We start from the raw sequence: 25,025 nt of genomic DNA, 5'->3' as shown, positions 1-25,025 counted from the left end.
CCGGAACCTCGGCCCGTCACACCTGGCCCCAACTCGTCGTCACGGAACAGACAGACCAAGGAAGAAATGACTACCCAGGCTTCCGCGCCGCCGCCCAGCACCAAGTCGCAGGCGCTGCGCTCGTACGACGTCGCCGACTTCCCGGCCCTCACCGGCCTGGAGGAGGAGTGGCGTTTCACCCCGCTCAAGCGCCTCCGCGGCCTGACCAGCGAGTCGTCGGACGAGGCGCCGGCCGCGACCGGCGCGGTCCGACACGAGTACGGTGACCTGCCCGAGGGCGTCGCCATCACCCGGGTCGGCCGTGACGACGAGCGGGTCGGCAGCGTGCTGATCCCGGTCGACCGGGTCAGCGCGCTGGCCTACGGTGCCGCCGCCGACGCCCTGCTGCTGCGGGTGGCCCCCGACGTGGTGCTGGGTGAGGCGGTGCGGCTGCGGGTGGTCGGCGAGGGCGTCGAGCAGCCGGCGTTCGGTCACACCTTCGTCGAGGTGGGCCGGTTCGCCGAGGCGACAGTGGTTCTGGAGCACGTCGGGTCGGCCACTCTGGCCGACAACGTCGAGGTCGCCGTGGCCGACGGCGCGAAGCTGACGCTGGTCACGGTCGCCGACTGGGCCGACGACGCGGTCCAGGCCCAGCACCTGAAGATCAAGCTGGGCCGGGACGCCAGGGTCATCCACATCCAGGTGTCCCTGGGTGGCGACCTGGTCCGGCAGTTCACCAGCGTGGAATACACCGGGCGCGGTGGCGAGGCCGAGCTGTACGGCGTCTACTTCGCCGACTCCGGCCAGCACCTGGAGCACCGGCAGCTGGTCGACCACAGCGTCCCGGACTGCCGCAGCTACGTCGGCTACCGGGGCGCTCTGCAGGGCGAGAGCGCGCACACCGTCTGGGTGGGCGACGTGCTCATCCGGGCCGAGGCGACCGGCACCGACACGTACGAGATCAACCGGAACCTGCTGCTCACCGACGGCGCGCGGGCGGACTCCGTACCCAATCTGGAGATCGAGACCGGCGAGATCTCCGGCGCCGGCCACGCCAGCGCGACCGGCCGCTTCGATGACGAGCAGTTGTTCTACCTGATGGCCCGGGGCATTCCGGAGAGTGAGGCCCGCCGGTTGGTGGTGCGTGGTTTCTTCGCCGAGCTGATCAACAAGATCCCGGTGGAGTCGCTGCGTGAGAGCCTCGGCGACGCGATCGAGGCCCGGCTGACCAAGGCGGGCGCTTGATGATCCGCATCTGCTCCACCGAGGACGTGCCGAAGGGCACCGCGATCAGCGCGGACGTCGACGGCACGCCGATCGCCCTGGTGCACGGCGAGGACGGCGGCTTCTACGCCGCGTACGACGAGTGCTCGCACGCCTCGGTCGCGCTCTCCGAGGGTGAGGTCGATGGCTGCACGCTCGAGTGTTGGCTGCACGGCTCGCGCTTCGACCTGCGCACCGGCGAGCCGACCGGCCTGCCCGCCACCGAACCCGTCCCCGTCTACCCCGTCGAAGTCCGCGACGGCGACATCTACCTCAGCCTGACGCCGAGTAATGGAGTGACCCGATAATGAGCACCCTGGAGATCCGCGACCTGAAGGTGTCGGTCAAGCTGCCCGAGGGTGAGCTCAAGCCGATCCTGGCCGGCGTCGACCTGACCGTGAAGTCGGGCGAGACCCACGCGATCATGGGCCCGAACGGTTCCGGCAAGTCCACCCTGGCGTACTCGATCGCCGGTCACCCCAAGTACGAGATCACCGGCGGCACGGTGACCCTCGACGGCCAGGACGTGCTGGCCATGACGGTCGACGAGCGCGCCCGCGCCGGCCTCTTCCTGGCCATGCAGTACCCGGTCGAGGTGCCCGGCGTCTCGGTGGCGAACTTCCTGCGGACCGCGAAGACCGCCATCGACGGCGAGGCGCCGAAGCTCCGTACCTGGGGCGGCGAGCTGCGCGGTGCGATGGAGCGCCTCCAGATGGACCCGGCGTTCGCCCAGCGCAACGTCAACGAGGGCTTCTCCGGTGGTGAGAAGAAGCGGCACGAGATCGTCCAGCTGGAGCTGCTCAAGCCGAAGATCGCGATCCTCGACGAGACCGACTCCGGTCTCGACGTGGACGCGCTGCGCGTGGTCAGCGAGGGCGTCAACCGGGTGCGCGACAACGGTGACACCGGCGTGCTGCTGATCACCCACTACACCCGGATCCTGCGCTACATCAAGCCGGACTTCGTGCACGTCTTCGTGGCCGGCCGGATCGTCGAGCAGGGCGGCTCGGAGCTGGCCGACAAGCTCGAGGCCGAGGGCTACGAGCGGTACGCCGCCGGGGCCGGCACGGCCAAGGCCTGAGCGGGAGAGGCGCTGCCGAGATGACCAGCATCGCGATCCCCTCGGGGATGCCGCAGTACGACGACGTGCCGCGTTTCGACGTGGCCCGGGTGCGCGCCGACTTCCCGATCCTCGGTCGGGACATCAACGGGCACCCGCTGGTCTACCTCGACAGCGCCAACACCTCGCACAAACCCCGCCAGGTGCTCGACGTGCTCGACGAGCACTACGCGCGGCACAACGCCAACGTGTCGCGCTCGGTGCACACCCTGGGCACCGAGGCCACCGAGGCGTACGAGGGGGCGCGGGCGAAGATCGCCGCGTTCATCAACGCGCCGAGCACCGACGAGGTGGTGTTCACGAAGAACTCCACCGAGGCGATCAACATCGTGGCGTACGCCTTCTCGAACGCCTCGCTTCGTCCGGACGCCGACAGCCGTTTCCGGCTCGGTCCGGGCGACGAGGTGGTGATCTCCGAGATGGAGCACCACTCGAACATCGTCCCGTGGCAGTTGCTCTGTGAGCGGACCGGCGCGACCCTGCGCTGGTTCCCGGTCACCGACCAGGGGCGGCTGGACGAGTCGGGCCTGGAGGATCTGGTCACCGAACGGACGAAGATCGTCTCGCTGGTGCACGTGTCCAACATCCTCGGCACTGTCAACGCCACCTCCCGGATCGCCGCGCGGGTCCGCGAGGTGGGTGCGCTGCTGCTGCTGGACTGCTCGCAGTCGGTGCCGCACCTGCCCATCGACGTGGTCGACCTGGATGCCGACTACATCGTCTTCACCGGCCACAAGATGTGCGGTCCGACCGGCATCGGTGTGCTGTGGGGTCGGGGTGAGCTGCTGGCAGCCATGCCGCCGGTCTTCGGCGGCGGCTCGATGATCGAGACGGTCACCATGGCCCGCTCGACGTTCGCCGCGCCGCCGGCCCGCTTCGAGGCGGGCACCCCGCCGATCGCCGAGGCGGTCGCGCTCGGTGCGGCGGTCGACTACCTGACCGGCATCGGGATGCAGGCCATCCAGTGGCACGAGAAGGAGCTGACGGCGTACGCGCTGGACGCTCTCGGCTCGGTGCCGGACCTGCGGATCTTCGGTCCGACAGTGCCGGTGGGTCGGGGCGGCACCATCTCGTTCGCACTCGGTGACGTGCACCCGCACGACGTGGGTCAGGTGCTCGACTCGCTCGGCGTGCAGGTGCGGGTTGGTCACCACTGTGCCAAGCCGGTGTGCAGCCGGTTCGGCGTTCCGGCCATGACCCGGGCGTCGTTCTACCTCTACACCACCACCGAGGAGATCGACGCTCTGGTGGCCGGTCTGGAGCAGGTGCGGAAGGTGTTCGACTGATGCAGCTCGATCAGCTCTACCAGGAGATCATCCTGGACCACTACAAGCGCCCGCACGGGCGTGGCCTGCGCGACGCCGACGACCCGGGTGACCAGGTCGCGGAGGCGCACCACGTCAACCCCACCTGCGGTGACGAGGTCACCGTCCGGGTGGCCACCGACGGCACGGTGCTGCACGACATCTCGTACGACGGGATGGGCTGCTCGATCAGCCAGGCATCGGCGAGTGTGCTGCACGAGTTGCTGCGTGGTCGGGGCGCCGGGGAAGCATTCGAGGTGCACGAGGCGTTCGTGGAGTTGATGTCCGGACGTGGCCAGGTCACGCCGGACGAGGACGTGCTCGGTGACGGGGTTGCTTTCGCGGGTGTGGCCCGTTACCCCGCCCGGGTCAAGTGCGCGCTGCTGCCGTGGATGGCGTTCAAGGACGCCGCGGCACGCGCCGGTGTGGGTGTGAGTCCGGAGGTGAAGGCGTGAGCGAGCGTCAGCGAGCGAATGTGACAGTGGTGTCTTGTGGCATCACGGAGCGAAGCGGAGGGACGGCATGAGCGAGAACACCGCTACTGAGGCGACGCCGGAGGCCGGTGACACCACAGTGGTGCCGCAGACCGACGCCGCGACGACCGATGGCACCGGTGACGCCGCCGCTCCCGCGGGCGGCGTCAGCAAGGCCATGATCGCCGACATCGAGGAGGCGATGAAGGACGTCGTCGACCCGGAGCTCGGCATCAACGTGGTCGACCTGGGCCTCGTGTACGGCGTCCACGTCGACGACGAGAACGTCGCCACCCTGGACATGACGCTCACCTCGGCGGCCTGCCCGCTGACCGACGTCATCGAGGACCAGACCCGGCAGGCGCTGACCACTGGCCCCGGCGGCGGCCTGGTCAACGACATCCGGATCAACTGGGTGTGGCTCCCGCCGTGGGGCCCGGACAAGATCACTGACGAGGGTCGGGACCAGCTCCGCTCCCTCGGCTTCAACGTCTGACCCGATCACTTCGTCGAGCGCGGTTACCCGTCTGGGTACCGCGCTCGACGCGTTTCCAGTCCAGCCCGAAAGTAGTGGAACGGATCGTTCCGGTCTGCTAAGCTGAACTCGTCAAACGGATCGGAACATTCCGCTCCGACAGCGGGTGGGAAGCTCGCTGGAAGCCGGCAGAGAGGGCAGGATGATGAGCGAGACGGCGGCGGGGCAGTGGCGGACCGTGCTCGAGGAGGCGCACGAGGCGCTTCGGACGGCAGTCGAGGGGGTTCCGGTCGACGCCTGGGAGCGGCCCACCCCGTGCGAGCGGTGGAACGTCACCCAGGTGCTCCAGCACGCGGTCGGCGACCAACTCGCCTTCGCGGCGGCGATCGACGGCGGGCCAGGGCCGGCGGAGGACCCGTTCGCGCCCTCCGGTCAGGTCCACGGTGACAAGCTCGCCGGCCTGCGCGCCGCCCTCGACGCGTCCGCTCGGGCCTGGAACGGTGTCGCCGACGACGACCCGGAGGTGCCCACGCCGCTGCCCCAGGGCAAACTGCCGGCCGAGGTCGGCGCCGTGGCGTGCGCCCTCGATGCCGCAGTGCACGCCTGGGACATCGCGGCGGCCACCGGCCAGCCGTCCCCACTCACCGCCGAACTGGCCCGACCCCTGCTGGTGGTGGCCCGGCAGATCGTCGAGCCGCTGCGGGCCTACGGCGCGTACGCCCCGGCGATCGACAGCGCTCCGGAGGCCGACGAGGTCGCCGCCCTGCTCTCCTACCTCGGTCGCGACCCCCGCTGACCCGGAGTGCGTCACTGATCTGCCCTGAACACTCCAAGATCACGCTCAATCAGGTTGTAGTGGCCTCGACGACACACCGAGGCCACTACAACCTGATTGGCGCGGGGCGCGGGGAAAATCGGTGGCGGGGCGCGGGTCCGGCGCGGAGGATGCGCGTGTGATTGAGGCGTACCCGTTGCAGGTTCCTGTCCGTGCGGCCACTGCCGTGCGTCGACAGCGCACCAGGCCCCGGCCCGCCTCGATCCCGCGCCCGCCGTCGTGAGCGGGGCGTTCCTCGCCGGTCTCGTGGCCGGCTACGGCGTCGCCATTCCCGTCGGCGCGATCGCGATCCTCATCCTGGGGCTCAGCGCCCGTACCTCGTTCCGGGTTGGTGCGGCCGCGGCGCTCGCCGTGGCGACGGCCGACGGGCTCTACGCGCTGGTGGCAGTGCTCGGCGGCGCCGGCCTGGCCGGAATCATCGCGCCGGTCGCCGGGCCACTGCGAGTGGTCGCCGCCGTGGTCCTGCTCGGTCTCGCCGGGCACGGCCTGTGGCGGACGTGGTCCGCGCACCGCTCACAGCGACAGCCGACGGCACGCGACGGTGGGGGCATGAGCACTCCGGGGCGGGCCTACGCGGCGCTGCTCGGGTTGACCCTGCTGAACCCGATGACGGTGCTCTACTTCACCGCCCTGGTGCTCGGCCGCCGGGACACTGCCGACTCGGGCATGGTCCCGGTGGCGCTCTTCGTGGCCGGGGTGTTCCTGGCGTCGGCGAGCTGGCAACTGGTCGTCGCCGGCGGTGGCACCGTGGTCGGCCGGGCGCTGACCGGGCCGCGCGGCAGACTGGTCACCGGCCTGGTCTCCAGCGCGCTGATCGCCGCGCTGGCGGTGGCCGCGCTACTGCCAGGCTGAACGGTCACGGCAACCATCCGACGGCTCAGCCACCCGACCGAGGCCCGACCGCGCCGGGTCGGCGGCGTGGCCCGGTAGGGCCCGCGAACCCGCCCGGGGGCCCGGGTGGGTCCGCTGTGCCGTACGGTCGGGCGATGACCAGTCGACCCGCAGCCGGCGGAGGCCGGTGGGTCGAGGTCGACCCGGCCCGCGTCGGCCGGTGGGTCGAGGGCTTCGCCGACCGGCACGGCCCGCCCACCACCAGCGCCCAGGAGTACGGCCTGCTGCTCGCCGCCCCGGACGGGGCAACCGCCGAGCTGTACGCCCCACCGGGTGCGCCGGCGGGCGTGGATGTGGCCGGGTTCGTGGCCTCCGCCGTGATGCCCCGCCGGATCGGCCTGCTGCTGGCCCGCAAGGGCGCCGTGGCGCTCGGGGTGGCCGAGGGCGCCGACCTCGTCGTCTCCAAGGTGGACACCCGGTACGTGCAGGGGCGCACCGCTGCGGGGGGATGGTCGCAGCACCGGTTCGCCCGCCGGCGTGACAACCAGGCGAAGGCGGCGCTGGGTGACGCGGCGGACCTGGCCGTACGGCTGCTGTTGCCGGAGGCGTCGAGGCTGGCGGCCCTCGTCTGCGGCGGTGACCGGCGGGCGGTGGACGGGGTGCTGGCCGACCGGCGGTTGGCCCCGCTGGTGCCGTTGCGGGCGGAGCGGCTGCTCGACGTGCCGGAGCCCCGGCACGCGGTGCTGGTCGCGGCGGTGGGTGCGGCCCGGGCGGTACGGATCCGGGTGCGCGACCCCGACTGACCTCGGCCTGCGCTGGCGGCGTGGGAGGGGAGACGATCGCCACCCGAAACGGGGTTCCTGGCGTGCTGCCCGGCCGGCCGCCGGAGGATGGGCGCGTGGAGTTTCTGGTTGACATGGTGACGACGGTGCCGCGGGGAACGTCGGAGGACGGGGTCGCCGACATGCGCGCGCGAGAGGCGGCGCGATCGGCCGAGCTGACGGCCCAGGGCAGCCTTCTGCGGCTGTGGCGGCCGCCGCTGGCGCCGGGGGAGTGGCGTACGTGGGGGCTGTTCCAGGCCGCCGACGCCGACGAGCTGGAGGCCGTGCTCGCGTCGATGCCGCTGCGCGCCTGGCGGCGCGAGACCGTCACGCCGTTGACGCCGCACCCGAACGACCCGGGTCAGCCGCCTCGCTGAGCCCGCGAGGGCATGCCGGCTCGACAGCACGCCATGGGACACGTCCGTCAGCAGGGAGATCAACATGTCCGAGGCGCAGATTCTGCGTACCGTCCTCGACCGGTGGAAGTCGGCTGTCGACGCCCACGAGCCCGATCGGGTCGCTGCGTGCTTCACCGACGACGCGATCTTTCAGGGGTTGCAGCCGTACACGGTCGGTCGGGCCGGCGTCGCCGCGTACTACGCCGGACAGCCGCTCGGCCTGACCGCCGCGTACGACATCCGGGAGATCCGCCGTCTCGCCGACGACGTGGTCCTCGGCTACCTGGACGTGGAGTTCGGCTTCACCGACCGACCGGCCCTGACCGTCAACCTCGGCGTGCTCCTGCGGCGGGTCGACGACGACTGGCTCATCGGCCACTACCAGGTCTCGCGGCTCACCTGACCCGCGAGCGTCGGCAGGAATGACGCGTGGCAGGCCCCGAGGGACCTGCCACGTCACGGAGCGGATGTCAGAGCTGGTCGGTGCCGAAGGTGTCGCAGGTCTTCGGGTCGCCGCGGTCGTAGCCCTGGGTGAACCAGCGCTTGCGCTGCTCGGACGTGCCGTGGGTGAACTGGTCGGGGTTGACCTGCCCGCCGGAGCGCTCCTGGATGCTGTCGTCGCCGATCGCCTCGGCGGCCTGCACGGCCTCGCTGATGTCGGTCTGGGTGATGGACGTGAACAGCGGTTCCTGGCCGGTCTTGTCCTTGCTCTCGGTGGCGTGCCTGGCCCAGGCGCCGGCGTAGCAGTCGGCCTGCAACTCCAGCCGTACGGAGGCGGAGCGGGGGCCGCTCTGGTCGCCCTGGCCGGCCTTCGCGTTGGTGCCGAGCAGGTTCTGGATGTGGTGGCCGTACTCGTGGGCGAGCACGTACGGCTGGGCGAACTCGCCCTTGGCGCCGAACCGGGAGGCCAACTCGTCGTAGAAGCTCAGGTCGATGTACACCTGCTTGTCCGCGGGGCAGTAGAACGGGCCGACGCCCGAGTCGGCCTGCCCGCAACCGGTGTTAACGGCGGCCTGGAAGAAGTTGGTGTCGGTCGCCTCGTACTTTCCGTTGCCCAACTCCGGGTACGCCTTCTGCCAGTAGGCCTGGATGCTGTTGACGTAGAGCGCGTTACGGCAGCGCGCGTCGTCGAGCCGGTCGGGGTTGTCGCGGGAGCACAGCTGTTCCAGGTCGGTGCCGCCGGCCTGACCGCCGCCCTCGTCGCCGTTGGTCATGGCGTTGAGGCCGAAGCCGCCGCCGAGCAGCGCGATGAGCACGGCCACCACGATGCCGATGATGCCGCCTCGACCGCCGCCTCCGGGGATCGGGATGCCGAAGCCGCCGCCGGATCCGCCACCGCGGCCCACGTCGTTGACCTGGGAGGTGTCGATTTCGGCCCGCTCGTTGAGTTCCATGGTGACCCCGATCGCCGTATGCCGGTGAATGTCTTTTGTGTGTCGTTTCGTCCATTGAGTGCCGGACGGGGTCCGGACAGGCGTTCCGATACCCGATGATCTTGATCGGTAATCCGGGCAGGACGTCCGGCGGCGCCCGGTACACTTGTCGGGTGCTGCGCTGCGAAGGCTGAACCGCCCCGCGCCGTCGGGCCCCTTGAGCCCGCCGGCGGTTTCGCGTGCCCCGAGTCAGCCTTCCGAACCCCGAGAGCGAGCCCGCAAACATGATCACTGCCACCGGCCTGGAACTGCGTGCCGGTTCCCGGATCCTGCTGTCCGACACCACCCTGCGCGTGCAGCCCGGTGATCGGATCGGCCTGGTCGGCCGCAACGGCGCCGGCAAGACCACCACGCTCAAGGTGCTCGCCGGCGAGGGGCAGCCGTACGGCGGCCAGATCGACCAGCGCAGTGCCATCGGCTACCTGCCGCAGGACCCGCGCACGGGTGACCTGGAGGTCACCGGCCGCGACCGGGTGCTCTCCGCGCGCGGCCTGGACGTGCTGATGGCGCAGATGCAGGAGGTCGAGGCCCGCCTCGCCGAGGACGCCAACGACAAGCTGGTCCGTCGGTACGGCGCACTGGAGGACCAGTTCGCCGCCCTCGGCGGGTACGCGGCCGAGGCTGAGGCCGCGCGGATCTGCGCCAACCTCGGCCTACCGGACCGGGCGCTCGCGCAGACCATCGGCACCCTCTCCGGTGGTCAGCGTCGCCGCATCGAGCTGGCCCGGATCCTGTTCCGCGACGCGGGCGAGAACGGTGGCGGCATCCTGCTGCTCGACGAGCCCACCAACCACCTCGACGCCGACTCGATCACCTGGTTGCGGGGCTTCCTCGCCAACCACAAGGGCGGCCTGATCGTGATCTCCCACGACGGCGCGCTGTTGGAGTCGGTGGTCAACAAGGTCTGGTTCCTCGACGCCACCCGGTCGGTCATCGACGTGTACAACCTGGGCTGGAAGGCGTACCTGGAGGCGCGCGAGACCGACGAGCGACGTCGCCGCCGGGAGCGGGCCAACGCGGAGAAGAAGGCCGGCGCGCTGATGGCGCAGGCCGACAAGATGCGGGCCAAGGCCACCAAGACCGTTGCCGCGCAGAACATGGCCCGCCGCGCCGAGAAGCTGATCTCCGGCTTGGAGGAGGTGCGGGTCTCCGACCGGGTGGCCAAGGTGCGTTTCCCCAGTCCCGCGCCGTGCGGCAAGACCCCGCTCACGGCGACCGGCCTCTCCAAGTCGTACGGATCGCTGGAGATTTTCACCGACGTCAACGTGGCGGTGGACCGGGGCTCCCGAGTGGCCATCCTCGGGCTCAACGGCGCCGGCAAGACGACCCTGCTGCGGATGCTCGGCGGGCTGCTCAGCCCGGACACCGGCGAGGTGCACGCGGGGCACGGCCTGCGGCTGGGCTACTACGCCCAGGAGCACGAGACGCTGGACGTGGAGCGCACGGTGCTGGAGAACATGCGCGCCGCCGCCGTCGAGCAGTCCGACACCGACCTGCGCAAGATCCTTGGCGCGTTCCTGTTCTCCGGTGACGACGTGAACAAGCCGGCCGGCGTGCTGTCCGGCGGCGAGAAGACCCGGCTGGCCCTGTCCACTCTGGTCTGTTCCGGCGCCAACGTGCTGTTGCTCGACGAGCCGACGAACAACCTCGACCCGGTCAGCCGGGAGCAGGTGCTCGACGCCATCGCCAACTATCCCGGCGCGATCGTCCTGGTCACCCACGACCCGGGTGCGGTGCTGGCGCTCAAGCCGGACCGCGCCATCCTGCTGCCCGACGGCGACGAGGACGCGTGGAGCGACGACCTTCTCGAACTGGTGGAGCTGGCCTGACCCAGGAGGCTCGGTCGGCTCTCAGCCGAGCAGGTCGGCCAGCCGGCCGAGCACGCCGGAGCTGACCAGGATCACCAGCCCGATGGCGATGAAGATCGTCGGCACCAGCCAGGCGCCGGCGCGCTCGACCAGCCGGACCACCCTCCGGTGCCCGCCCAGCCAGGCCCCGGCCACGCACCAGAGCGCGATCAGCAGCACGAAGACCAGCAGGAACACGGCACTGTCGGCCACACCGAGGGCCCGGAAGACGGGTACGTAGACCGCGACATTGTCAGCGCCGTTCGCGATCGTCACCCCGGCCACGCCGAGCGCTCCGGTGACGACCGGCGGTGCCTCGTCGTCGCCCGAACTGCGCAGCGCGCGTACACCGAGCGCGATCGGAAGCAGGCCGAGCAGCCCCGTCCACGGGTCGGGCACCACCAGGAGTCCACCCGCGATCACCGCGCTGGCCAACGCGAGCGCACCGATGCCGACGTATTGTCCGGCGACAATCTCCCAGGTGCGGGGTTGGCCGGTGGTGCGGGCCGCGACGAAGAACAGCGTCAGAATGACGATGTCGTCGATGTCGGTGGCGGCGAAGACCACGGCCGCTGCGCCGGCGGTGCTCAACAGGTCGATCACGACCGAAGGCTACGGGCCGCCGGCAGCCGCGAGCTCCCGGCAGTGGTACGCGCGGACGCCGCGGCGGGCCGGATCGCCAGGATCACTCTATCGGGAAGCTGACATTGCATAGCGTGTCGGTTGGCGAAGAGTTGATATCTGGCGCATGATCGTTCGAGGCGGTCTAATAGGTGGGACCGTATCCGAACCGCACAGTCTGGGACGTGAGGACACAGCATGGCAGCCACTGGCACAGCCACCAGCACTGAGAAGGGTCGCCGGATCGTCGGAGCCGAGCGTCAGACGCTCGCCAAGGACCTGGTAAAGCGGTACACCTCGGGGGAGAGCATCCGCGCGTTGGCGGCCTCGACCGGCCGTTCCTACGGGTTCATCCACCGAGTGCTCACCGAGTCCGGCGTGCAGCTGCGTCAGCGCGGTGGCGCCCGGCGCCGCAAGAAGGCGTGACCCGCCCCTCAGCGTCGTCCACCAGCGCCGCGCCCCGGGACGTCCGGTGACCGCCGAGGCGACCGGGGTTCGGCTGACTTGCGACGGGCCGGTCGCCACGGTGACGTTGTGCCGGCCCGACGTGCTCAATGCCCAGACGCCCGCGATGTGGCGAGCGATGAGCGATTTCTCCCGTGACCTGCCCGGCGACGTGCGGGTGGTGGTGGTCCGTGGCGAGGGTCGCGCGTTCTCGGCCGGCCTCGATCTCGCGGTGGCGGGCGCCTCCGGCCCGGGGTCGTTCGCTGAGCTGGCCACGCTGCCCGAGCAGGAGTGCGCCGAGCGCATCGCGGAGTTCCAGGGCGGTTTCACCTGGCTGCACCGGCCGGATGTCGTCTCCGTCGCGGCCGTGCAGGGTCACGCGATCGGTGCCGGCTTCCAGCTCGCGCTCGCCTGTGACCTGCGAGTGCTGTCCGCGGACGCGAAGCTGTCGATGGCCGAGGTGACCCTCGGTCTGGTGCCCGACCTGGCCGGCACGAAACGCCTCGTCGAGTTGGTCGGCTATTCGCGGGCGTTGGAGATCTGTGCTACAGGCCGCCGGTTGGACGCCGCCGAGGCGGATCGGATCGGGCTGGCCACCCTTGTCGTACCCCCGGCCGAGCTGGACGGCGCGGTGCGGGACCTGACCGCCGGCCTGCTCTCCGGGGCCCGCGACGCGGTGGTGGAGATCAAGGCGCTGCTCGCCGGTGCCGCCGGCCGGTCGCACGCCGACCAGCAGCGCGCCGAGCGGGAGGCGCAGACCCGTCGGCTGCGTGACCTCGCCGGCAGGGGAGAATAGGTAAGGACCGCACGGGAAGATCCGGGTTACGAGCGGGGTTGTCACACTCGTCGGGAGAATTGACCTGACGATGCGGTCTGCCCGGCAACCCGGAGGTGAGCGATGTCCAACCCGATGTCCGGCGGTGGCATGGCCGGGTGGAGCATGCTCCGGTCGATGCGCAACCGCGACGAGGTCTCCACCCACCGGCTCAAGCGCGGGGTAGCCCGCCGCATCGTCGCCTTCGCCCACCCCTACCGGCGCGACATCATCGTCTTCCTGGCCACCGTGGTGTTGGCCGCCGTCATCGGCGTGGCCACCCCGGTGCTCGCCGGTGACGTGATCAACGCGATCAACCGGGGCGGCACCGAGGCCGGGCGGCTCGTGGTGCGGCTGGCCCTGTTCATCGCCGCGCTGGCGGTCGCCGACGCGCTGCTGTCGCTGGCCCAACGGTGGTATTCCGCCCGCATCGGCGAAGGCATCATCTTCAACCTGCGCACCCGGGTCTACGACCACGTGCAGCGGATGCCGTTGCAGTTCTTCACCCGTACCCAGACCGGCGCCCTGGTCAGCAGGCTCAACAACGACGTGCTCGGCGCCCAGCGGGCGTTCACCTCCACCCTGTCCGGTGTGGTCAGCAACGTCATCCAGCTGGTGCTCACCGCGGCGGTGATGTTCACCCTCTCCTGGCAGATCACCGCGCTGTCACTGGTGCTGCTGCCGATCTTCATCATTCCGGCCCGCCGGGTCGGTCGACGGCTGGCGGACATCACCCGCGAGGCGTACAACCTCGACGCCAAGATGAACGCGACAATGACCGAGCGGTTCGGGGTGGCCGGCGCGCTGCTGGTGAAGCTCTTCGGCCAGCCCGAGATCGAGGCCCGCAGGTTCGGCGACCGGGCCGAGCGGGTCCGCGACATCGGCATCCAGTCCGCCATGTATTCCCGCACGTTCTTCGTGGCGATGCTGCTGGTCGCCTCACTGGCGCAGGCGCTGACCTACGGTCTCGGTGGCTGGCTCGCGGTGACCGGCGGCGTCAGCGCCGGCACCGTGGTGACGCTCGCGCTGCTGCTCACCCGCCTGTACGGGCCGCTCACCGCGCTCTCCAACGTCCGGGTGGACGTGATGAGCGCGCTGGTGTCCTTCGACCGGGTCTTCGAGGTGCTCGACCTCAAGCCGGGCATCGTGGAGAAGCCCGATGCGGTGCCGGTGCCGGTGGGCGCCGGCCGGGTCGACTTCCGCGACGTGCGTTTCCGCTACCCGAGCGCCGCCGAGATCTCCCTCGCCTCCCTGGAGGAGGTCGCCACGCTCGACCGGACCGTCAACGAACCGGTGCTCAAGGGGGTCTCGTTCAGCGTCGAGCCGGGGCAGATGGTCGCGCTGGTCGGCCCGTCCGGGGCGGGCAAGTCGACACTGTCGATGCTCATCTCCCGGATCTACGACGTCAGCGACGGGCAGGTGCTCGTCGGCGGGGTGGACGTGCGCGACGCGACGCTCGCCTCCCTGCGCGACGAGATCGGTGTGGTCACTCAGGATTCGCACCTGTTCCACGAGACGATCGCCGAGAATCTTCGCTACGCCAAGCCGGACGCCACCGACGACGAGATCTGGGCCGCCCTGGCCGGGGCGCAGGTTGCCGATCTGGTTCGGTCGCTGCCCGACGGTCTGGACACCACTGTGGGGGAGCGCGGCTACCGGTTCTCCGGCGGCGAGAAGCAGCGCATCGCGATCGCGCGACTGCTGCTCAAGGCCCCGTCGATCGTGATCCTCGACGAGGCGACCGCACACCTGGATTCGGAGAGCGAGGCGGCGGTGCAGCGTGCGCTGTCGGTGGCGCTGGCCGGGCGTACCGCGCTCGTGATCGCGCACCGGCTCTCCACAGTGCGCGACGCCGACCAGATCCTGGTCCTGGACGGTGGGCGGATCGTCGAGCGGGGGCGGCACGAGGAGTTGGTGGCGGTCGGTGGGCTCTACGCCGAGCTGTACCGCACCCAGTTCGCGGTCGCCGACTCGCCCACCCCGTTCGTCGACGCGACCGGTCCCGAGCCGGTGGTCATGCCGCTGGGCACCTACCGCGCCGACGAGGTGCTGCCGCCCGCCGCCGCCAACTGACGGCCGCGTCGATCATAGGGCCGGTAGCTCGGTCGCCGCCCGCAACTCGGCGAACGCCAGGCCCAGGGTGACCGGGGTGAAGTGCGCGTTCAGGCCGCTGGGGTTGGGCAGCACCCACAGCCGGGCGCCGGCCAGCGACTCCGGCTGCGGCCCGAAGGTGGCCTTCGGCCGCTGAAAACCGATCCGGTACGCGGTCACCCCCACCACGGCCACCCAGCGCGGCCGGTACCGGGCCACCTTGTCGGTCAGGATCGCCGCGCCGTCGAGGAGTTCCTCGGTGCTCAGTTCGTCCGCGCGGGCGCTGGCTCGGGCGGCCATGTTGGTGATGCCGAGCCCGAGCGCGGGCAGGTCGTCCTGTTCGCTGGGGTGCAGCAGCCGAGGGGTGAACCCGCCCCGGTGCAGCGCGGGCCAGAACCGGTTGCCGGGTCGCGCGAAGTGCCATCCGGTCGCGGCCGACCACAGGCCCGGGTTGATGCCGACGAAGAGCACCGCCAGCCCCGGCGCGAGCACGTCGGGAATGGTCCGGTCCGCAGCCGCCGCCAGGTCCGCCCGGGACGGCCGAGCCGTCCCGGGCGGTGTCACGTCACGGGCAGCTCGGGCCCCGTCGCGGGTCACAGCCCGCGCAGCGCGCCGCCGTCGACCGGCAGGGTGATCCCGGTGAGGTAGCTCGCGGCGGGGGAGAGCACGAACGCGGCCACCCGGCCGAACTCGGCCGGGTCGCCGAGGCGGCGCAGCGGGATGCCGGCCTCCGCCTCGGCGCGGGCCCGCTCAGGGTCGCCGGTCGCTCCGAACAGCTCCCGGTTGCGATCGGTCATGATCCGGCCAGGCAACAGGCCGACCACCCGGACCCCCCGTGGGCCGTAGTCGTCGGCGATGTCCTTGGCGGCACCGACCAGGCCGGGCCGCAGACCGTTGGAGATGCCGAGACCGGGCACCGGGCCACGCGCCGAGGTGGAGAGCACCAGCCCGATCGCGCCGCCCTCGGGCAGGGCGTTGGCGACCGTGCGGACCGTGCGGATGGTGCCCAGGAAGACGGTCTCGAAGGAGAGCCGCCACTGCTCGTCGGTGACCGCTGCGGCGTTGCCCGGCGGTGGCCCACCGACCGAGATCAGCGCGCCGTCGAGCCGGCCGAAGTGTTCCTGGGCGGCGGCGACGAGCTGCCCCGGGGTCTCCGGGTCGGTCAGGTCCGCGGTCAGCCCGACGGCGTGCTCCGGGCCACCCAGCTGCTTCGCGGCGGCGGCCACCGCGTCCGGGTCGCGGGCCGATAGCACCACCCGTGCACCGTCGGCGACCAGGCTCTGGGCGGTCGCGTAACCCAGGCCGCGGGAGGCGCCGGTGAGGACGTACACGCGGTCGGTCAGTCCGAGATCCATAACGCCGATCCTGCCGCATCCGGTACGGCGTCGCCAGCAGGGCTGGATGCCCGTGGGGCGGGGCGCAGCAGGCGTACCCGACCGGCGATCTGCACCGCGACGGCGCCGCCGGCGCGGCCCACCGCCGGCGTCCGGCGCGGACGCGGCGCCCGAAGCCCGTCGTAGCGCAGGCGTGCCTCCCGGACGGCCAACTCCTCGGCGGCGGCCGGGGGGAGCGCCTGCTGGGCGTGCAGCGCCCGGGCCAGGTCCCAACCGTCGCGCAGCGATCCGGCGGTGGGTCGCCGGGCGGCCCAGTCGGCGAAGGTGGTCGACCACCTGGCGCCGAGGCCGGCGGCGAGCAGCGGCCAGTGCCGGGCCACCTCGCCGGCCCGTTTGCGCAGCAGGGCCGTGCGGGTGGCGGCCAGCGGTCCCGGCGCGAACCCCGGCGGGGGTGGCCCTCCGGCGACCAGCGCCGCGACCAGTTCGGCCTGCCGTTCGGCGAGCCCGGCACGGGGCGTGGACACGGATTCGCCGTCCGGTGCGCCCGTCATGTCACGGCCGGGAAGCCCGCGGCGGCGGCCAGGGCGTCCAGTTCGGCGCGGAGGTCGGCGGCCGGCGGGTAGTGGCCGTCGCGCTCCAGCAGCAGCGCGGGCGGTCGCCGTCGGGCGCAGAGCGCGCCGACCAGCTCCAACACCGCTGTCGGCACCGGGTCGGTGTGGGTGTCGTGGTAGAAACCGCCGTGCTCGGCGCCGCCGGCCACGTGGGCGTACGCGACCCGTTCCAGCGGCAGGCGGTCCAGCAGATCCAGCGGGTCGGCGCCCCGGTTGCGGGCGTTGGCGTGCACGTTGGCGACGTCCAGCAGCAGCAGTGCCCCGGTCCGGTCGAGGATCTCGGTGAGGAACTCCGCCTCGGTCAACTCGTCGTCGGGCCAGTCGACAAGCGCGGCGATCGGCTCCAGCGCGATCGGCACCGGAAGCTCCGCCTGCGCCCGCGCCACGTTGGCGCAGACCGCGTCGACGGCTTCCCGACTGCGCGGCAGCGGCAGCAGGTGGCCGGCCTCCAGGCCACCGGCCCGGACGAACGCGATGTGCTCGCTGACCAGCGGGGCGTCCAGGCGTTGCGCCACCGCGGCCAGGTGGGCGACCCGGGCCGGGTCGACCGGCTCGGCGCCGCCGAGGGAGAGCCGAACCCCGTGCGGTACGACGGTCACCGCGTGGTCCCGTAGCTGGGTCAGGCCGGGCGGGAGCGGCCCGGAGGCGGGCACCCCCTCGGCCACCACCTCGACGAAACGCAGGCCGGGCAGCTCGGCCACGAAGCCGGCGATCTCCGGACGCCAGCCGATACCGACCCCGGACGGGCCGGTCATCCGCCGCACCCGCCGCCGCCCCCGCACCCGCCGCCTCCACCGCCGCCGTCCCCACCGGAGCTGTCGCCTCCGCCACCGGACGATCCGTCGGACCCGCCCGTCCATCCGCCGTTGCCGGAGAGGGCCTGGCGCTGAATCTCGGCCTGCTCGGCGAAGCCCGGGTCGAGAGCCCAGAGCGAGGCGGTGCCGTACAGGGCCACGCCCATCGCCGCGCCGGCCGCCCCGTACGTGGCGTAGGCGGGCGCGGAGGCCGGCGCGAGGTGGGTGTGCTCGCCGCGGACGGAACGGAGGGCGGCGCGACCGGCCCGGGTGCGGACGGGTGCCCGGCCCAGCAGCAGGGCGGCGCCGAGGAGCACCGCCAGGGTGAGCAGCAGGTAACCCACCGGGCGACCGCTGAACAGGCCGGAGATCAGCCGGAGCATGCCGAGGCCCAGCAGGGCCAGCAGGAACCGGCTCCAGCGGCGGGCGCGGGCACGCTGCGCGTCGTTCGTCAGCAGTCCACGCTGCTCCAGGCCGTTGCGGATCTGATCCAACGCGGTGCGTACGCGCTCGTCCTGCGGCAGGTCCCGGACCCGGGAGTGCTGGTGGGCGGCCCAGTGGATGGCCTGATCCAGTGGGGTGAGCCCGGTCGGCGCGGCACCGACGGTGGTCAGCCGGCGGTCCGGTCGTACGCCGACCGCGCCGCCGCCGCGCAGCCCGCCCAGCGCCGCGTGTACCGCGAGCTGAGGGCCACCGTTGAGGTACGCGACCTGCTGCGCTCCGAGTGGATCGAGAGTGGGGTGCGCCGGGGCGGTCAGCAGGCGGATCCGGTAGTACGCCGCGATCGCCACCACCAGAATGGCCGCCGCGATGTAGTACCGGAGGAAGGTCGGGCCGGAGATGCCCCAGGTGTCGCCGGACGCGGCGTGGACGTTCATCGACTGCTCCTGTCACCGGAGGGATCGGCGGCCCCATTGTGGAGCAGCCTCGCCACGGGCTTCCGGCCGGTGTGCGCGTGTCAGTGGCGGCGGACCGCCTCCTCGACGAGGTCGAGCACCGGGCCCAGGTCACCGGCCGGTCGGCCCATCGCCAGGTGCAGCACCAGGCCGTCGTAGGCCAACTCCAGGAACTGGGCCAGCACGTCGATCGGTACGTCCTCGCGCAGCACTCCGGCGTCGCGCTGGCGGGCCAGCCGGTCCCGGGTCGCCTCCGCTATCGCGGCGGACCGCTCCGCCCACCGTCGGGCGAACGCCGGGTCGGTGCGCAGCCGCCGGGAGACCTCCAGTTGGCTGCCCAGCCAGCCGGTGGTGTCCGGCGAGACGGCGCGGGCGAGCAGATCGCGCATCACCTGCACCAGGCCGTTGCGGGCCACCGTCTCGACCATCGCCGCGGCGTCGTCCTCGGCGACGGCGAGGAAGAGCGAGTCCTTGTCGCGGAAGTGGTGGAAGATCGCGCCACGGGACAGGCCGGTGGCCTCCTCGAGGCGGCGTACGGTCGCCCCCTCGTAGCCGAGCCGGGCGAAACACGCCCGGGCCGCGGCGAGGATCTCCTGCCGGCGAGCGTCGAGCTGGTCCTGGCTTACTCTGGGCACACGTCGATCGTTGCAGGTCATCCCGGGGCATGCAAACCGTACGTACGGCTTGGGATGTCGCCGACTACCATCGCTCGGTGACCCAGCCCCGCACAGTGCCCAGCTCCCCGCTGACAGTGGCCACCGTCCAGGCCACCCCCACGCCGGGCGACGTCGCCGGCAACGCGGTCGTCGCCGCCGACCTGGTCCGTCGAGCCGGCGAGCGGGGTGCCCGGGTGGCCGTCCTGCCCGAGTTGTTCCTCTGCGCGTACCACCCGCCGGTTCTCGCCGCCGACCCGGCCGGCACCGACGTCGCGGCCGATCCGGCCGGGATGGTCGCGGATCCCCGGCTCGACCCGCTGCGCGTCGCGGCGCGCGAGGCCGGCGTCACCGCGCTGGTCGGCGCCGCCGTCCGGCACCCGGACGGCCGGCGAACCATCGCGGCGCTGGTGGTCGACCGGACCGGCGAGGTGCGGGTCGGGTACGACAAGCAGCAGTTGTGGGGCGACGAACGGGAGCTGTTCACCCCCGGCGAGCGGGGTGCCACGCTGCTCGTCGACGACTGGCGGCTCGGGCTGGGCATCTGCTACGACGGCTGTTTCCCCGAGCACGGCCGGGCCGCCGCCCTCGACGGCGCACACGCCTACCTGTGCCCCAGCGGTTACCTGGCCGGCTCCGAGCACCGCCGGGATCTCTACTACGCCGCACGTGCCCTGGACAACACGATGTTCGTGGTCTTCGCCAACGCGGTCGGCGGTGTCGACCCGTGGCGGTTCAACGGCGGCGCGGCCATCTACGACCCCGAGGGGCGGGTGCTGGCTCGCGGGGCGGACGACGGCACTGCGGTGCTCGTGGCGACGCTGGATCCCGTCGTGCTCGCGGCCACCCGGATGGCACACTCGATGCTTGTCGATCGGCTGTCGGACCAGGGCGGCCCGCGGCTGTCGATGCCTGGCTGAGCCCTTCGTCAGCTCGATACCCGCCGCATCTGTTGGCGGACACGTCGGTCCCGTAGGGTGCCCGAGTGCCACTGCTCCTGCTGGACCTGGACAACACCCTGCTGGATCGGGCCGGGCCGTTCCGCCGCTGGGGTGAGCGCTTCCTGGACAGCATCGGCGCGCCCCACACCGACATCGACTGGCTGATCTCGATCGACGCCGACGGTCTGACCGACCGCTGGGATCTCGCCGACGCCATCCGGGACCGTTACGAGCTGCGGATTCCCTCGATCGACCTGGTCGAGGAGCTGCACGACGGGGTGGTGGCGCAGACCCGGCTCGACCCGCTGACCGCCTGCGCGCTACGGATCGCCGACGACGCCGGCTGGGTGCCGGTGGTGGTCTGCAACGGCACCGTACGCGTCGAGGACGCCAAGATTCGCCAGACCGGGCTGGACCAGTACGTCGCGGACTGGGTGATCTCCGAAGAGGCCGGCGTCAGCAAACCCAACCCGAGAATCTTCGCGCTCGCCGCCCAGCGGGTCCGGATGCCGCTGCGGGGGGCGTGGGTGATCGGCGACAGCCCGGAGGCGGACATCGGCGGCGCCGCCGCCGTCGGGCTGCCCAGCGTCTGGCTGCACCGGGGGCGCACCTGGTCGGACGTCCGGTTCGCGCCGAGCCGCACGGTGGACGGGTTGATCGCCGCGGTCGCCACCGTGCTGGCCCGCTGAAGGCTCCGCGCTGCCGGCCGTGGGTCGGAGCGGCCGTTCGGGTGGCGGCTCGGTAATTCGGTTGACCGGCGGACGTGGTGGTACGAGCATTGTCCGCGCATGGTGCATCCCGGGCGTGTGCCCGGTCGAGGAGAGGGGGTCGGTCATGGCCGTCTTCGCAGGTCGCTTCCAGCTGCCTATCTCAGCCTCGACCAAGGGAACCTCACCACAGTGCGCGATCATGACCTTCCGGCGCTCGAGCGCCGCCGCGGCAAGAGCCGCTTCGACGACGACGAACCGCAGTTTCTGAAGCGCGGGCGGCCCACCGAGCCGCTCGCAGACCCGGACAGCGAGCCTGACCCGGACACCGCCGAGCGCTGGTCGTCCTGGGACGACGCCGTGCACGGGCCACAGCCGCACCCCGCCTGGCTGGTCACCGAGTTGGCCGCCAAGGACAGCGAGCTGGGTGTGTTGAAGACCGGCAAGGAGGCGGACGTCCACCTGGTCCGTCGGGCCGTGCCGGACACCGACCGGTCCTGCCTGCTCGCTGTGAAACGCTACCGCGATCCCGAGCACCGGTTGTTCCACCGCGATGCCGGCTACCTGGAGGGCCGTCGGGTGCGCCGGTCCCGGGAGAACCGGGCGATGGCCGGCCGGACGGCGTTCGGCCGGCAGATGATCGCCGGGCAGTGGGCGGCGGCCGAGTTCGCCGCGCTCAGCCGGCTCTGGGAGATCGGCGCCGGGCACGACCGGATCGCCGTGCCGTACCCGGTGCAGTTGCGGGGCACCGAGCTGATGCTGGAGTTCGTCGGTGACGCCGAGTCGGGGGAGGCGGCACCCCGGCTGGCCCAACTGCGGCCGGGCCCGACCGAGCTGCGTGACCTGTGGGCCCAACTGGTGGAGGCGCTGCGGGTGCTGGCGCGGGCCGGCTACGCGCACGGCGACCTGTCGCCGTACAACCTGCTCGTGCACCAGGGTCGGCTGGTCGTGATCGACCTGCCGCAGGTAGTCGACGTGGTGGCGAACCCGCAGGGGCCGGAGTTCCTGGCCCGCGATGTGCGGGTGGTCGGCGCCTGGTTCGCGGCCCGGGGTCTCCCCGCCGAGCAGGTGGACCCCGGCATGTTGACCGGAGAGCTGCTGCACGAGGCGGGCCTGCGCTGATCGGAGCGGGTCGGGCGGCCACACCCCCCGACCCGCCACGTCGGCTATTGCAGGTAGCGCTCCACCTCGGGCTTGGGGCGTTCGCCCTGGGCGTCCGGATCGCTGTGGGTCTCCCGGGCGGCCCGTCGGCGGCGCAGCAGGTCCCAGCACTGGTCGAGGGACTCCTCCAGTGCGCGCAGTCGTTCGCTGGTCTCGCCCTCGGTGCCCGACTCGTGGGCCTGGGCGTCGGCACGCAGCCTGTGTTCCTCGTCGACCAGCTCGGAGATCCGGTTCAGGATGGTCTTGTCGTCCATGTCACAGAGCCTGGCACAGGGTGCCGGGCATCGCCCGGATTCGGGGGTACCGGTGCGTCCCATGTCACCGACCCGCACCGGCCAACCCGGGGCCGCCCGTCCGGTGCCGATGCGGCGGTCAGATCGGCGGCACGCGGCCGCTTCGTCCAGCGCGCGTGGTCGTCGGCGCACCCGGCCTGGTGTCGTTCCTGAATATCCACTCAGGATCTGCGTGCGGTGAAAACATCGATGAGTGTGCGTGCGCTTAGATGGAAATTGCGTCGTCCGCAAGTCTGGAGGTGCCCCTCGTTTGGTGAGATGCTTCCGTCGGCCCAGAAGGTGAAAGTTTCATCAACCTGCCCGACCGAAGTGGACCGCTGCGGTCGGCGGGACGACGAGGAGATGTGGTTCGATGTCACAGGTGTCCGAGGCACGCCCCGCCACCGTCAGCACCGAGCCCCGGACAATCCCGTTACGACGCGCTCTGCCGGCACTGGTCCGCGATCCGCTGGGCGCGCTCGTCGACTTCGCGCAGGACGCCGACGGCGACGTCATCCGGCTCAACCTCGGCTCGTTCCGCCCCTATCTGGTCAGCCATCCTGAGCACCTGCAACGCGTCCTGCGGGACAACGTTGCCAACTACACCCGGGACGGCGACGGGTTGCTCTGGCGACCCGTGCGTCGAATCGTGGGTGACGCCATCCTGGTCGCCGAGGGTGAGATCTGGGAGTCCAGCCGAGGCGCGCTGCAACCGTTGTTCACCGCCAAGCGGGCCGAGACGCTCGTCGGCAAGATGGCCGAGGCGATCAACGAGGCGGTCGACGAGTGGCTCGAACCGGCCCTCGCCGGTCGCCCGATCGACGGCGGCGCCGAGCTGACCCGGATCGTCCTGCGCACCACAATGCGGGTGCTCTTCGCCGACCGGATCTCGGTCTCCGATGCCCTGCGGGTCAGCGCCGCGCTGGACACCGTCACCACCGCGATGCTCCCCCGGCTGCTGATGCCCGCCGTGCCGTACGGGGTGCCGATGCCCGGCGACCGGCGCTTCCGCGACGCGGTGCGCGCCATCGACGAGGTGGTGCTGCCGATCATCCGGGAGGCCCGGGCCCATCCCACCGACGGCGACGACATCATCTCCACGCTCTGCCGGCCGCGCGCCGACGGCAGCGAACCCGACGAGTACGCGATCCGCGGCGACGTGGTCGCGATGTTCTCCACCGCCACCGAGACCACCATCGCCCTGCTCTCCTGGCTCTGGCCGGTCCTGGCGTCCCGGCCCGACGTGGCCGAGCGGATGACCGACGAGATCGAACGGGTGGTCGGCGTCGAACGGGTCGGCCGCGAGCACCTGCCCCAACTGCGCTACGGCCGGATGGTGCTCGACGAGATGCTGCGGCTCTACCCGGCCGGCTGGATGATCCCGCGCACCGCGGTCGGCGACGACGTGTTGGGCGGGGTGCGGATCAAGGCCGGCGGCACCGTGCTGGTCAGCCCGTACGTCACCCAGCGGATGTCGACGTTCTGGACCGACCCGGCGCTCTTCGACCCGGAGCGGTTCGCGCCGGAGCTGCCCCGGCGCCGCTACCGCTACTCCTACTTCCCGTTCGGCGGAGGCCCGCACCAGTGCCTCGGGCAGTACCTGTTCCTGCTGGAGGCACAGCTCATCGTCAGCACCGTGCTGAGCCGCTACCGCTTCCGGCTGCGCGAACCGGTCGACCTCACCCCTCGGATGGGCGCCTCGCTGCAACCCAAGCAGCGGGCCGAGGTCATCCTCACCCCGGTCGAGCGCCCGGTCGCATCGTGACGGAGACCCCGCGACCGGCGCGAGCCGGTCAGGACGCGGTCGCCGAACAGGGCCGGGTGTGTGCGCTCGCCGTGCGGGGCGTACGCGACCTCCAGGACGTCACCGCCGCTTACCCGGAGCTGTTCGACGCCGCGCCGTTCGACCCGGCGATGCTCAGCTCGGTGGCCACCGCCATCGCCTTCACCGCGCCGTGGCACACCGCCGCGGAACTGCGGATCACCACGCGTACCCTGCTCTGGGTCTTCGCGGCCGACTGGCAGGTCGACTACCTCGCCCGGTCCGTGGACGACGTCCGGCACGTGGTGAACGACTGCCTGGCGGTGGCCGACGGCGCGGTGCCCCCACCGGGGCGACACCTGGCCCGGCTGCTGGCCGACCTGCGCGACGAACTGGCCACCGTGCCGGCGTTCGCCCGGCTGCGCCCGATCTGGCGCGACGAGCTGGCCCGGATGCTCGCCGCCGTGGCGCGGGAGTGGGACTGGAAGCACCTGCCGACCGACCCGACCACCGGCCGGCGCCTGCCGGACCTGAACCGCTACCTGGACAACGCCGACAACCTCGCCTGTTCCTTTGTCAACGTCACCCACTGGATAGCCACCGGCGACGAGAAGACCCTCGCCCAGTTGACCGACCTGCTGGACGCCGGACGTGGCGTGCAGCGGGTGCTGCGGCTGGTCAACGACCTCGCCACGCAGAAGCGCGACGCCGAGTGGGGTGACCTGAACGCCCTCTCGCTGGTCGACGACCCGGCGCAGGTGCACGACCGGTTGGCCGAGCTGACCGCCCGGTCCCGCGGGGACTTGGCCGCCCTCGCCGAGCGGTGCCCCCGCCAGGCGGACTACCTCAACCGGCAGATCTCCTTCACCGGCGGCTTCTACCAACTGTCGGACTTCTGGGGGGCGCGCGATGAGTGAGCGCGCCACCCGGGTGCTCGCCGCCGACCCGGTCGCCGAGGCCGCCCGCGAGTTGATCGCCGGCCTTGGTCTGCGGCCGTGGGGGCAGGTCGCCGCGTCGGTGTACGAGACCGGGCGGCTGGTCGCCGTCGCGCCCTGGCTGACCGGGCACCACCAGCGGATCGCGTTCCTGCTGCGCAGTCAGCGCCCGGACGGGGCGTGGGGCCCACCCGAGGGGTACGCCCTGGT

General features: G+C 71.8%; 29 protein-coding genes and 1 pseudogene. 21 read left to right on the top strand and 9 right to left on the bottom strand.

All coding sequences use genetic code 11. From position 1 onward, the window contains the following. Positions 1-66 precede the first annotated feature (66 nt). The 11 genes from sufD to KBX08_RS20015 all read left to right on the top strand — a co-directional run bounded on the left by sufD (position 67) and on the right by KBX08_RS20015 (position 7,902). Entirely contained in the window at positions 67-1,224 is a 1,158-nt protein-coding gene (gene sufD / locus KBX08_RS20065; RefSeq protein ID WP_210784992.1) for a Fe-S cluster assembly protein SufD, read from the top strand. Beyond that, on the top strand, positions 1,224-1,550 hold the full coding sequence (locus tag KBX08_RS20060; RefSeq protein ID WP_091403693.1) for a non-heme iron oxygenase ferredoxin subunit: 327 nt from the start codon (positions 1,224-1,226) through the stop codon (positions 1,548-1,550). Before sufD ends, KBX08_RS20060 begins: the two co-directional genes overlap by 1 nt. Beyond that, a complete protein-coding gene (gene sufC, locus KBX08_RS20055; RefSeq protein ID WP_210784991.1) occupies positions 1,550-2,323 on the top strand; it encodes a Fe-S cluster assembly ATPase SufC in 774 nt (257 codons plus the stop codon). The genes KBX08_RS20060 and sufC overlap by 1 nt, the downstream gene beginning before the upstream one ends. A gap of 20 nt (positions 2,324-2,343) precedes the next feature. Next, positions 2,344-3,648 (top strand): cysteine desulfurase, encoded by a 1,305-nt coding sequence (locus KBX08_RS20050; protein WP_210784990.1) that lies wholly within the window; start codon positions 2,344-2,346, stop codon positions 3,646-3,648. Continuing rightward, a complete protein-coding gene (gene sufU / locus KBX08_RS20045) occupies positions 3,648-4,121 on the top strand; it encodes a Fe-S cluster assembly sulfur transfer protein SufU (protein ID WP_091403700.1) in 474 nt (157 codons plus the stop codon). The genes KBX08_RS20050 and sufU overlap by 1 nt, the downstream gene beginning before the upstream one ends. Positions 4,122-4,188: 67 nt before the next feature. Beyond that, on the top strand, positions 4,189-4,635 hold the full coding sequence (locus tag KBX08_RS20040; protein WP_124821554.1) for a metal-sulfur cluster assembly factor: 447 nt from the start codon (positions 4,189-4,191) through the stop codon (positions 4,633-4,635). Positions 4,636-4,816: 181 nt separating this feature from the next. Then, entirely contained in the window at positions 4,817-5,410 is a 594-nt protein-coding gene (locus KBX08_RS20035) for a TIGR03086 family metal-binding protein (protein WP_210784989.1), read from the top strand. A gap of 258 nt (positions 5,411-5,668) precedes the next feature. Then, entirely contained in the window at positions 5,669-6,301 is a 633-nt protein-coding gene (locus KBX08_RS20030) for a LysE family transporter (RefSeq protein WP_210784988.1), read from the top strand. A gap of 134 nt (positions 6,302-6,435) precedes the next feature. Further along, positions 6,436-7,083, top strand: coding sequence for an acVLRF1 family peptidyl-tRNA hydrolase (locus KBX08_RS20025; RefSeq protein WP_210784987.1), 648 nt, complete (start codon positions 6,436-6,438; stop codon positions 7,081-7,083). Between the two features lie 95 nt (positions 7,084-7,178). Continuing rightward, positions 7,179-7,478 carry a muconolactone Delta-isomerase family protein gene (locus KBX08_RS20020; RefSeq protein ID WP_210784986.1) on the top strand — a complete coding sequence of 100 codons (300 nt, stop codon included), beginning with the start codon at positions 7,179-7,181 and terminating at the stop codon, positions 7,476-7,478. A 64-nt stretch (positions 7,479-7,542) separates the two neighbouring features. Continuing rightward, positions 7,543-7,902, top strand: coding sequence for an SgcJ/EcaC family oxidoreductase (locus tag KBX08_RS20015; RefSeq protein WP_210784985.1), 360 nt, complete (start codon positions 7,543-7,545; stop codon positions 7,900-7,902). 67 nt (positions 7,903-7,969) lie between these two features. Here KBX08_RS20015 and KBX08_RS20010 read toward each other — a convergent pair whose 3' ends face one another. After that, positions 7,970-8,893 (bottom strand): neutral zinc metallopeptidase, encoded by a 924-nt coding sequence (locus KBX08_RS20010; protein WP_210784984.1) that lies wholly within the window; start codon positions 8,891-8,893, stop codon positions 7,970-7,972. A gap of 263 nt (positions 8,894-9,156) precedes the next feature. On the opposite strand from KBX08_RS20010, the gene KBX08_RS20005 reads away from it, so the two are divergent. Continuing rightward, positions 9,157-10,761 (top strand): ABC-F family ATP-binding cassette domain-containing protein, encoded by a 1,605-nt coding sequence (locus KBX08_RS20005; protein ID WP_210784983.1) that lies wholly within the window; start codon positions 9,157-9,159, stop codon positions 10,759-10,761. A 21-nt stretch (positions 10,762-10,782) separates the two neighbouring features. Here KBX08_RS20005 and KBX08_RS20000 read toward each other — a convergent pair whose 3' ends face one another. Continuing rightward, complete coding sequence (locus KBX08_RS20000) at positions 10,783-11,382, bottom strand: cadmium resistance transporter (RefSeq protein ID WP_210784982.1); 600 nt, start codon at positions 11,380-11,382, stop codon at positions 10,783-10,785. A 216-nt stretch (positions 11,383-11,598) separates the two neighbouring features. On the opposite strand from KBX08_RS20000, the gene KBX08_RS19995 reads away from it, so the two are divergent. The 3 genes from KBX08_RS19995 to KBX08_RS19985 all read left to right on the top strand — a co-directional run bounded on the left by KBX08_RS19995 (position 11,599) and on the right by KBX08_RS19985 (position 14,731). Then, the gene (locus KBX08_RS19995) at positions 11,599-11,826 is read left to right on the top strand and encodes a helix-turn-helix domain-containing protein (RefSeq protein WP_007462679.1); all 228 of its coding nucleotides are present in this window, start codon (positions 11,599-11,601) and stop codon (positions 11,824-11,826) included. A 46-nt stretch (positions 11,827-11,872) separates the two neighbouring features. Next, positions 11,873-12,640: an enoyl-CoA hydratase/isomerase family protein gene (locus KBX08_RS19990; protein WP_210784981.1), complete on the top strand. Its 768-nt coding sequence runs from the start codon at positions 11,873-11,875 to the stop codon at positions 12,638-12,640. Positions 12,641-12,754: 114 nt separating this feature from the next. Next, positions 12,755-14,731, top strand: a complete 1,977-nt coding sequence (locus KBX08_RS19985) for an ABC transporter ATP-binding protein (RefSeq protein WP_210785014.1) — start codon at positions 12,755-12,757, stop codon at positions 14,729-14,731. Positions 14,732-14,743: 12 nt separating this feature from the next. On the opposite strand, the gene mug is transcribed toward KBX08_RS19985, so the two are convergent. From mug to KBX08_RS19955, 6 genes are all read right to left on the bottom strand, one after another. Beyond that, the gene (gene mug / locus KBX08_RS19980; RefSeq protein WP_372494701.1) at positions 14,744-15,346 is read right to left on the bottom strand and encodes a G/U mismatch-specific DNA glycosylase; all 603 of its coding nucleotides are present in this window, start codon (positions 15,344-15,346) and stop codon (positions 14,744-14,746) included. Next, positions 15,343-16,104: an SDR family oxidoreductase gene (locus tag KBX08_RS19975; RefSeq protein ID WP_210784979.1), complete on the bottom strand. Its 762-nt coding sequence runs from the start codon at positions 16,102-16,104 to the stop codon at positions 15,343-15,345. The genes mug and KBX08_RS19975 overlap by 4 nt, the downstream gene beginning before the upstream one ends. Next, positions 16,089-16,634, bottom strand: coding sequence for a hypothetical protein (locus KBX08_RS19970; protein WP_238688178.1), 546 nt, complete (start codon positions 16,632-16,634; stop codon positions 16,089-16,091). Before KBX08_RS19970 ends, KBX08_RS19975 begins: the two co-directional genes overlap by 16 nt. Then, entirely contained in the window at positions 16,631-17,449 is an 819-nt protein-coding gene (locus KBX08_RS19965) for a DUF692 domain-containing protein (RefSeq protein ID WP_210784978.1), read from the bottom strand. The genes KBX08_RS19970 and KBX08_RS19965 overlap by 4 nt, the downstream gene beginning before the upstream one ends. Beyond that, positions 17,446-18,366 carry a TIGR04222 domain-containing membrane protein gene (locus tag KBX08_RS19960; protein WP_210784977.1) on the bottom strand — a complete coding sequence of 307 codons (921 nt, stop codon included), beginning with the start codon at positions 18,364-18,366 and terminating at the stop codon, positions 17,446-17,448. The genes KBX08_RS19965 and KBX08_RS19960 overlap by 4 nt, the downstream gene beginning before the upstream one ends. A gap of 80 nt (positions 18,367-18,446) precedes the next feature. After that, entirely contained in the window at positions 18,447-19,019 is a 573-nt protein-coding gene (locus tag KBX08_RS19955) for a TetR/AcrR family transcriptional regulator (protein WP_091403732.1), read from the bottom strand. Positions 19,020-19,096: 77 nt separating this feature from the next. Between KBX08_RS19955 and KBX08_RS19950 the strand changes: the two genes are divergently transcribed. From KBX08_RS19950 to KBX08_RS19940, 3 genes are all read left to right on the top strand, one after another. Beyond that, positions 19,097-19,957: a carbon-nitrogen hydrolase family protein gene (locus KBX08_RS19950; protein ID WP_307850595.1), complete on the top strand. Its 861-nt coding sequence runs from the start codon at positions 19,097-19,099 to the stop codon at positions 19,955-19,957. A gap of 65 nt (positions 19,958-20,022) precedes the next feature. Continuing rightward, the gene (locus KBX08_RS19945) at positions 20,023-20,667 is read left to right on the top strand and encodes an HAD family hydrolase (RefSeq protein ID WP_091403736.1); all 645 of its coding nucleotides are present in this window, start codon (positions 20,023-20,025) and stop codon (positions 20,665-20,667) included. A 210-nt stretch (positions 20,668-20,877) separates the two neighbouring features. Beyond that, positions 20,878-21,807 (top strand): serine protein kinase RIO, encoded by a 930-nt coding sequence (locus tag KBX08_RS19940; protein WP_210784975.1) that lies wholly within the window; start codon positions 20,878-20,880, stop codon positions 21,805-21,807. A gap of 44 nt (positions 21,808-21,851) precedes the next feature. Here KBX08_RS19940 and KBX08_RS19935 read toward each other — a convergent pair whose 3' ends face one another. Beyond that, on the bottom strand, positions 21,852-22,100 hold the full coding sequence (locus tag KBX08_RS19935) for a DUF2630 family protein (RefSeq protein ID WP_210784974.1): 249 nt from the start codon (positions 22,098-22,100) through the stop codon (positions 21,852-21,854). A gap of 445 nt (positions 22,101-22,545) precedes the next feature. Here KBX08_RS19935 and KBX08_RS19930 point away from each other — a divergent pair, with 445 nt between their 5' ends. The 3 genes and pseudogenes from KBX08_RS19930 to KBX08_RS19920 all read left to right on the top strand — a co-directional run. Further along, the gene (locus tag KBX08_RS19930) at positions 22,546-23,883 is read left to right on the top strand and encodes a cytochrome P450 (protein ID WP_210785013.1); all 1,338 of its coding nucleotides are present in this window, start codon (positions 22,546-22,548) and stop codon (positions 23,881-23,883) included. Beyond that, positions 23,880-24,797 (top strand): terpene synthase family protein, encoded by a 918-nt coding sequence (locus tag KBX08_RS19925; protein WP_210784973.1) that lies wholly within the window; start codon positions 23,880-23,882, stop codon positions 24,795-24,797. Before KBX08_RS19930 ends, KBX08_RS19925 begins: the two co-directional genes overlap by 4 nt. After that, positions 24,790-25,025 (top strand): annotated as a pseudogene (locus tag KBX08_RS19920) (prenyltransferase); the annotation flags it as partial. The gene KBX08_RS19925 and the pseudogene KBX08_RS19920, both read left to right, overlap by 8 nt.

The organism is Micromonospora sp. H61, from assembly GCF_018070325.1.
GTDB classification, from domain to species: Bacteria; Actinomycetota; Actinomycetes; order Mycobacteriales; family Micromonosporaceae; genus Micromonospora; species Micromonospora salmantinae.
The sequence above is the reverse complement of the archived record's forward strand: the minus strand, read 5'-3'. Positions and strand labels throughout refer to the sequence as shown.

What these genes read in the sequence shown, in the direction of transcription:
- sufU (WP_091403700.1), top strand. Translation starts at nt 3,648, where the DNA reads ATGCAGCTCGATCAGCTCTACCAGGAGATCATCCTGGACCACTACAAG.
- sufC (WP_210784991.1), top strand. Translation starts at nt 1,550, where the DNA reads ATGAGCACCCTGGAGATCCGCGACCTGAAGGTGTCGGTCAAGCTGCCC.
- KBX08_RS20060 (WP_091403693.1), top strand. Translation starts at nt 1,224, where the DNA reads ATGATCCGCATCTGCTCCACCGAGGACGTGCCGAAGGGCACCGCGATC.
- KBX08_RS19975 (WP_210784979.1), bottom strand. Translation starts at nt 16,104, where the DNA reads ATGGATCTCGGACTGACCGACCGCGTGTACGTCCTCACCGGCGCCTCC.
- KBX08_RS20015 (WP_210784985.1), top strand. Translation starts at nt 7,543, where the DNA reads ATGTCCGAGGCGCAGATTCTGCGTACCGTCCTCGACCGGTGGAAGTCG.
- KBX08_RS19960 (WP_210784977.1), bottom strand. Translation starts at nt 18,366, where the DNA reads ATGAACGTCCACGCCGCGTCCGGCGACACCTGGGGCATCTCCGGCCCG.
- sufD (WP_210784992.1), top strand. Translation starts at nt 67, where the DNA reads ATGACTACCCAGGCTTCCGCGCCGCCGCCCAGCACCAAGTCGCAGGCG.
- KBX08_RS20025 (WP_210784987.1), top strand. Translation starts at nt 6,436, where the DNA reads ATGACCAGTCGACCCGCAGCCGGCGGAGGCCGGTGGGTCGAGGTCGAC.
- KBX08_RS20050 (WP_210784990.1), top strand. Translation starts at nt 2,344, where the DNA reads ATGACCAGCATCGCGATCCCCTCGGGGATGCCGCAGTACGACGACGTG.
- KBX08_RS19965 (WP_210784978.1), bottom strand. Translation starts at nt 17,449, where the DNA reads ATGACCGGCCCGTCCGGGGTCGGTATCGGCTGGCGTCCGGAGATCGCC.
- KBX08_RS19970 (WP_238688178.1), bottom strand. Translation starts at nt 16,634, where the DNA reads ATGACGGGCGCACCGGACGGCGAATCCGTGTCCACGCCCCGTGCCGGG.
- KBX08_RS20035 (WP_210784989.1), top strand. Translation starts at nt 4,817, where the DNA reads ATGATGAGCGAGACGGCGGCGGGGCAGTGGCGGACCGTGCTCGAGGAG.
- KBX08_RS20005 (WP_210784983.1), top strand. Translation starts at nt 9,157, where the DNA reads ATGATCACTGCCACCGGCCTGGAACTGCGTGCCGGTTCCCGGATCCTG.
- KBX08_RS20040 (WP_124821554.1), top strand. Translation starts at nt 4,189, where the DNA reads ATGAGCGAGAACACCGCTACTGAGGCGACGCCGGAGGCCGGTGACACC.
- KBX08_RS20010 (WP_210784984.1), bottom strand. Translation starts at nt 8,893, where the DNA reads ATGGAACTCAACGAGCGGGCCGAAATCGACACCTCCCAGGTCAACGAC.
- KBX08_RS19995 (WP_007462679.1), top strand. Translation starts at nt 11,599, where the DNA reads ATGGCAGCCACTGGCACAGCCACCAGCACTGAGAAGGGTCGCCGGATC.
- KBX08_RS19985 (WP_210785014.1), top strand. Translation starts at nt 12,755, where the DNA reads ATGTCCGGCGGTGGCATGGCCGGGTGGAGCATGCTCCGGTCGATGCGC.
- KBX08_RS19935 (WP_210784974.1), bottom strand. Translation starts at nt 22,100, where the DNA reads ATGGACGACAAGACCATCCTGAACCGGATCTCCGAGCTGGTCGACGAG.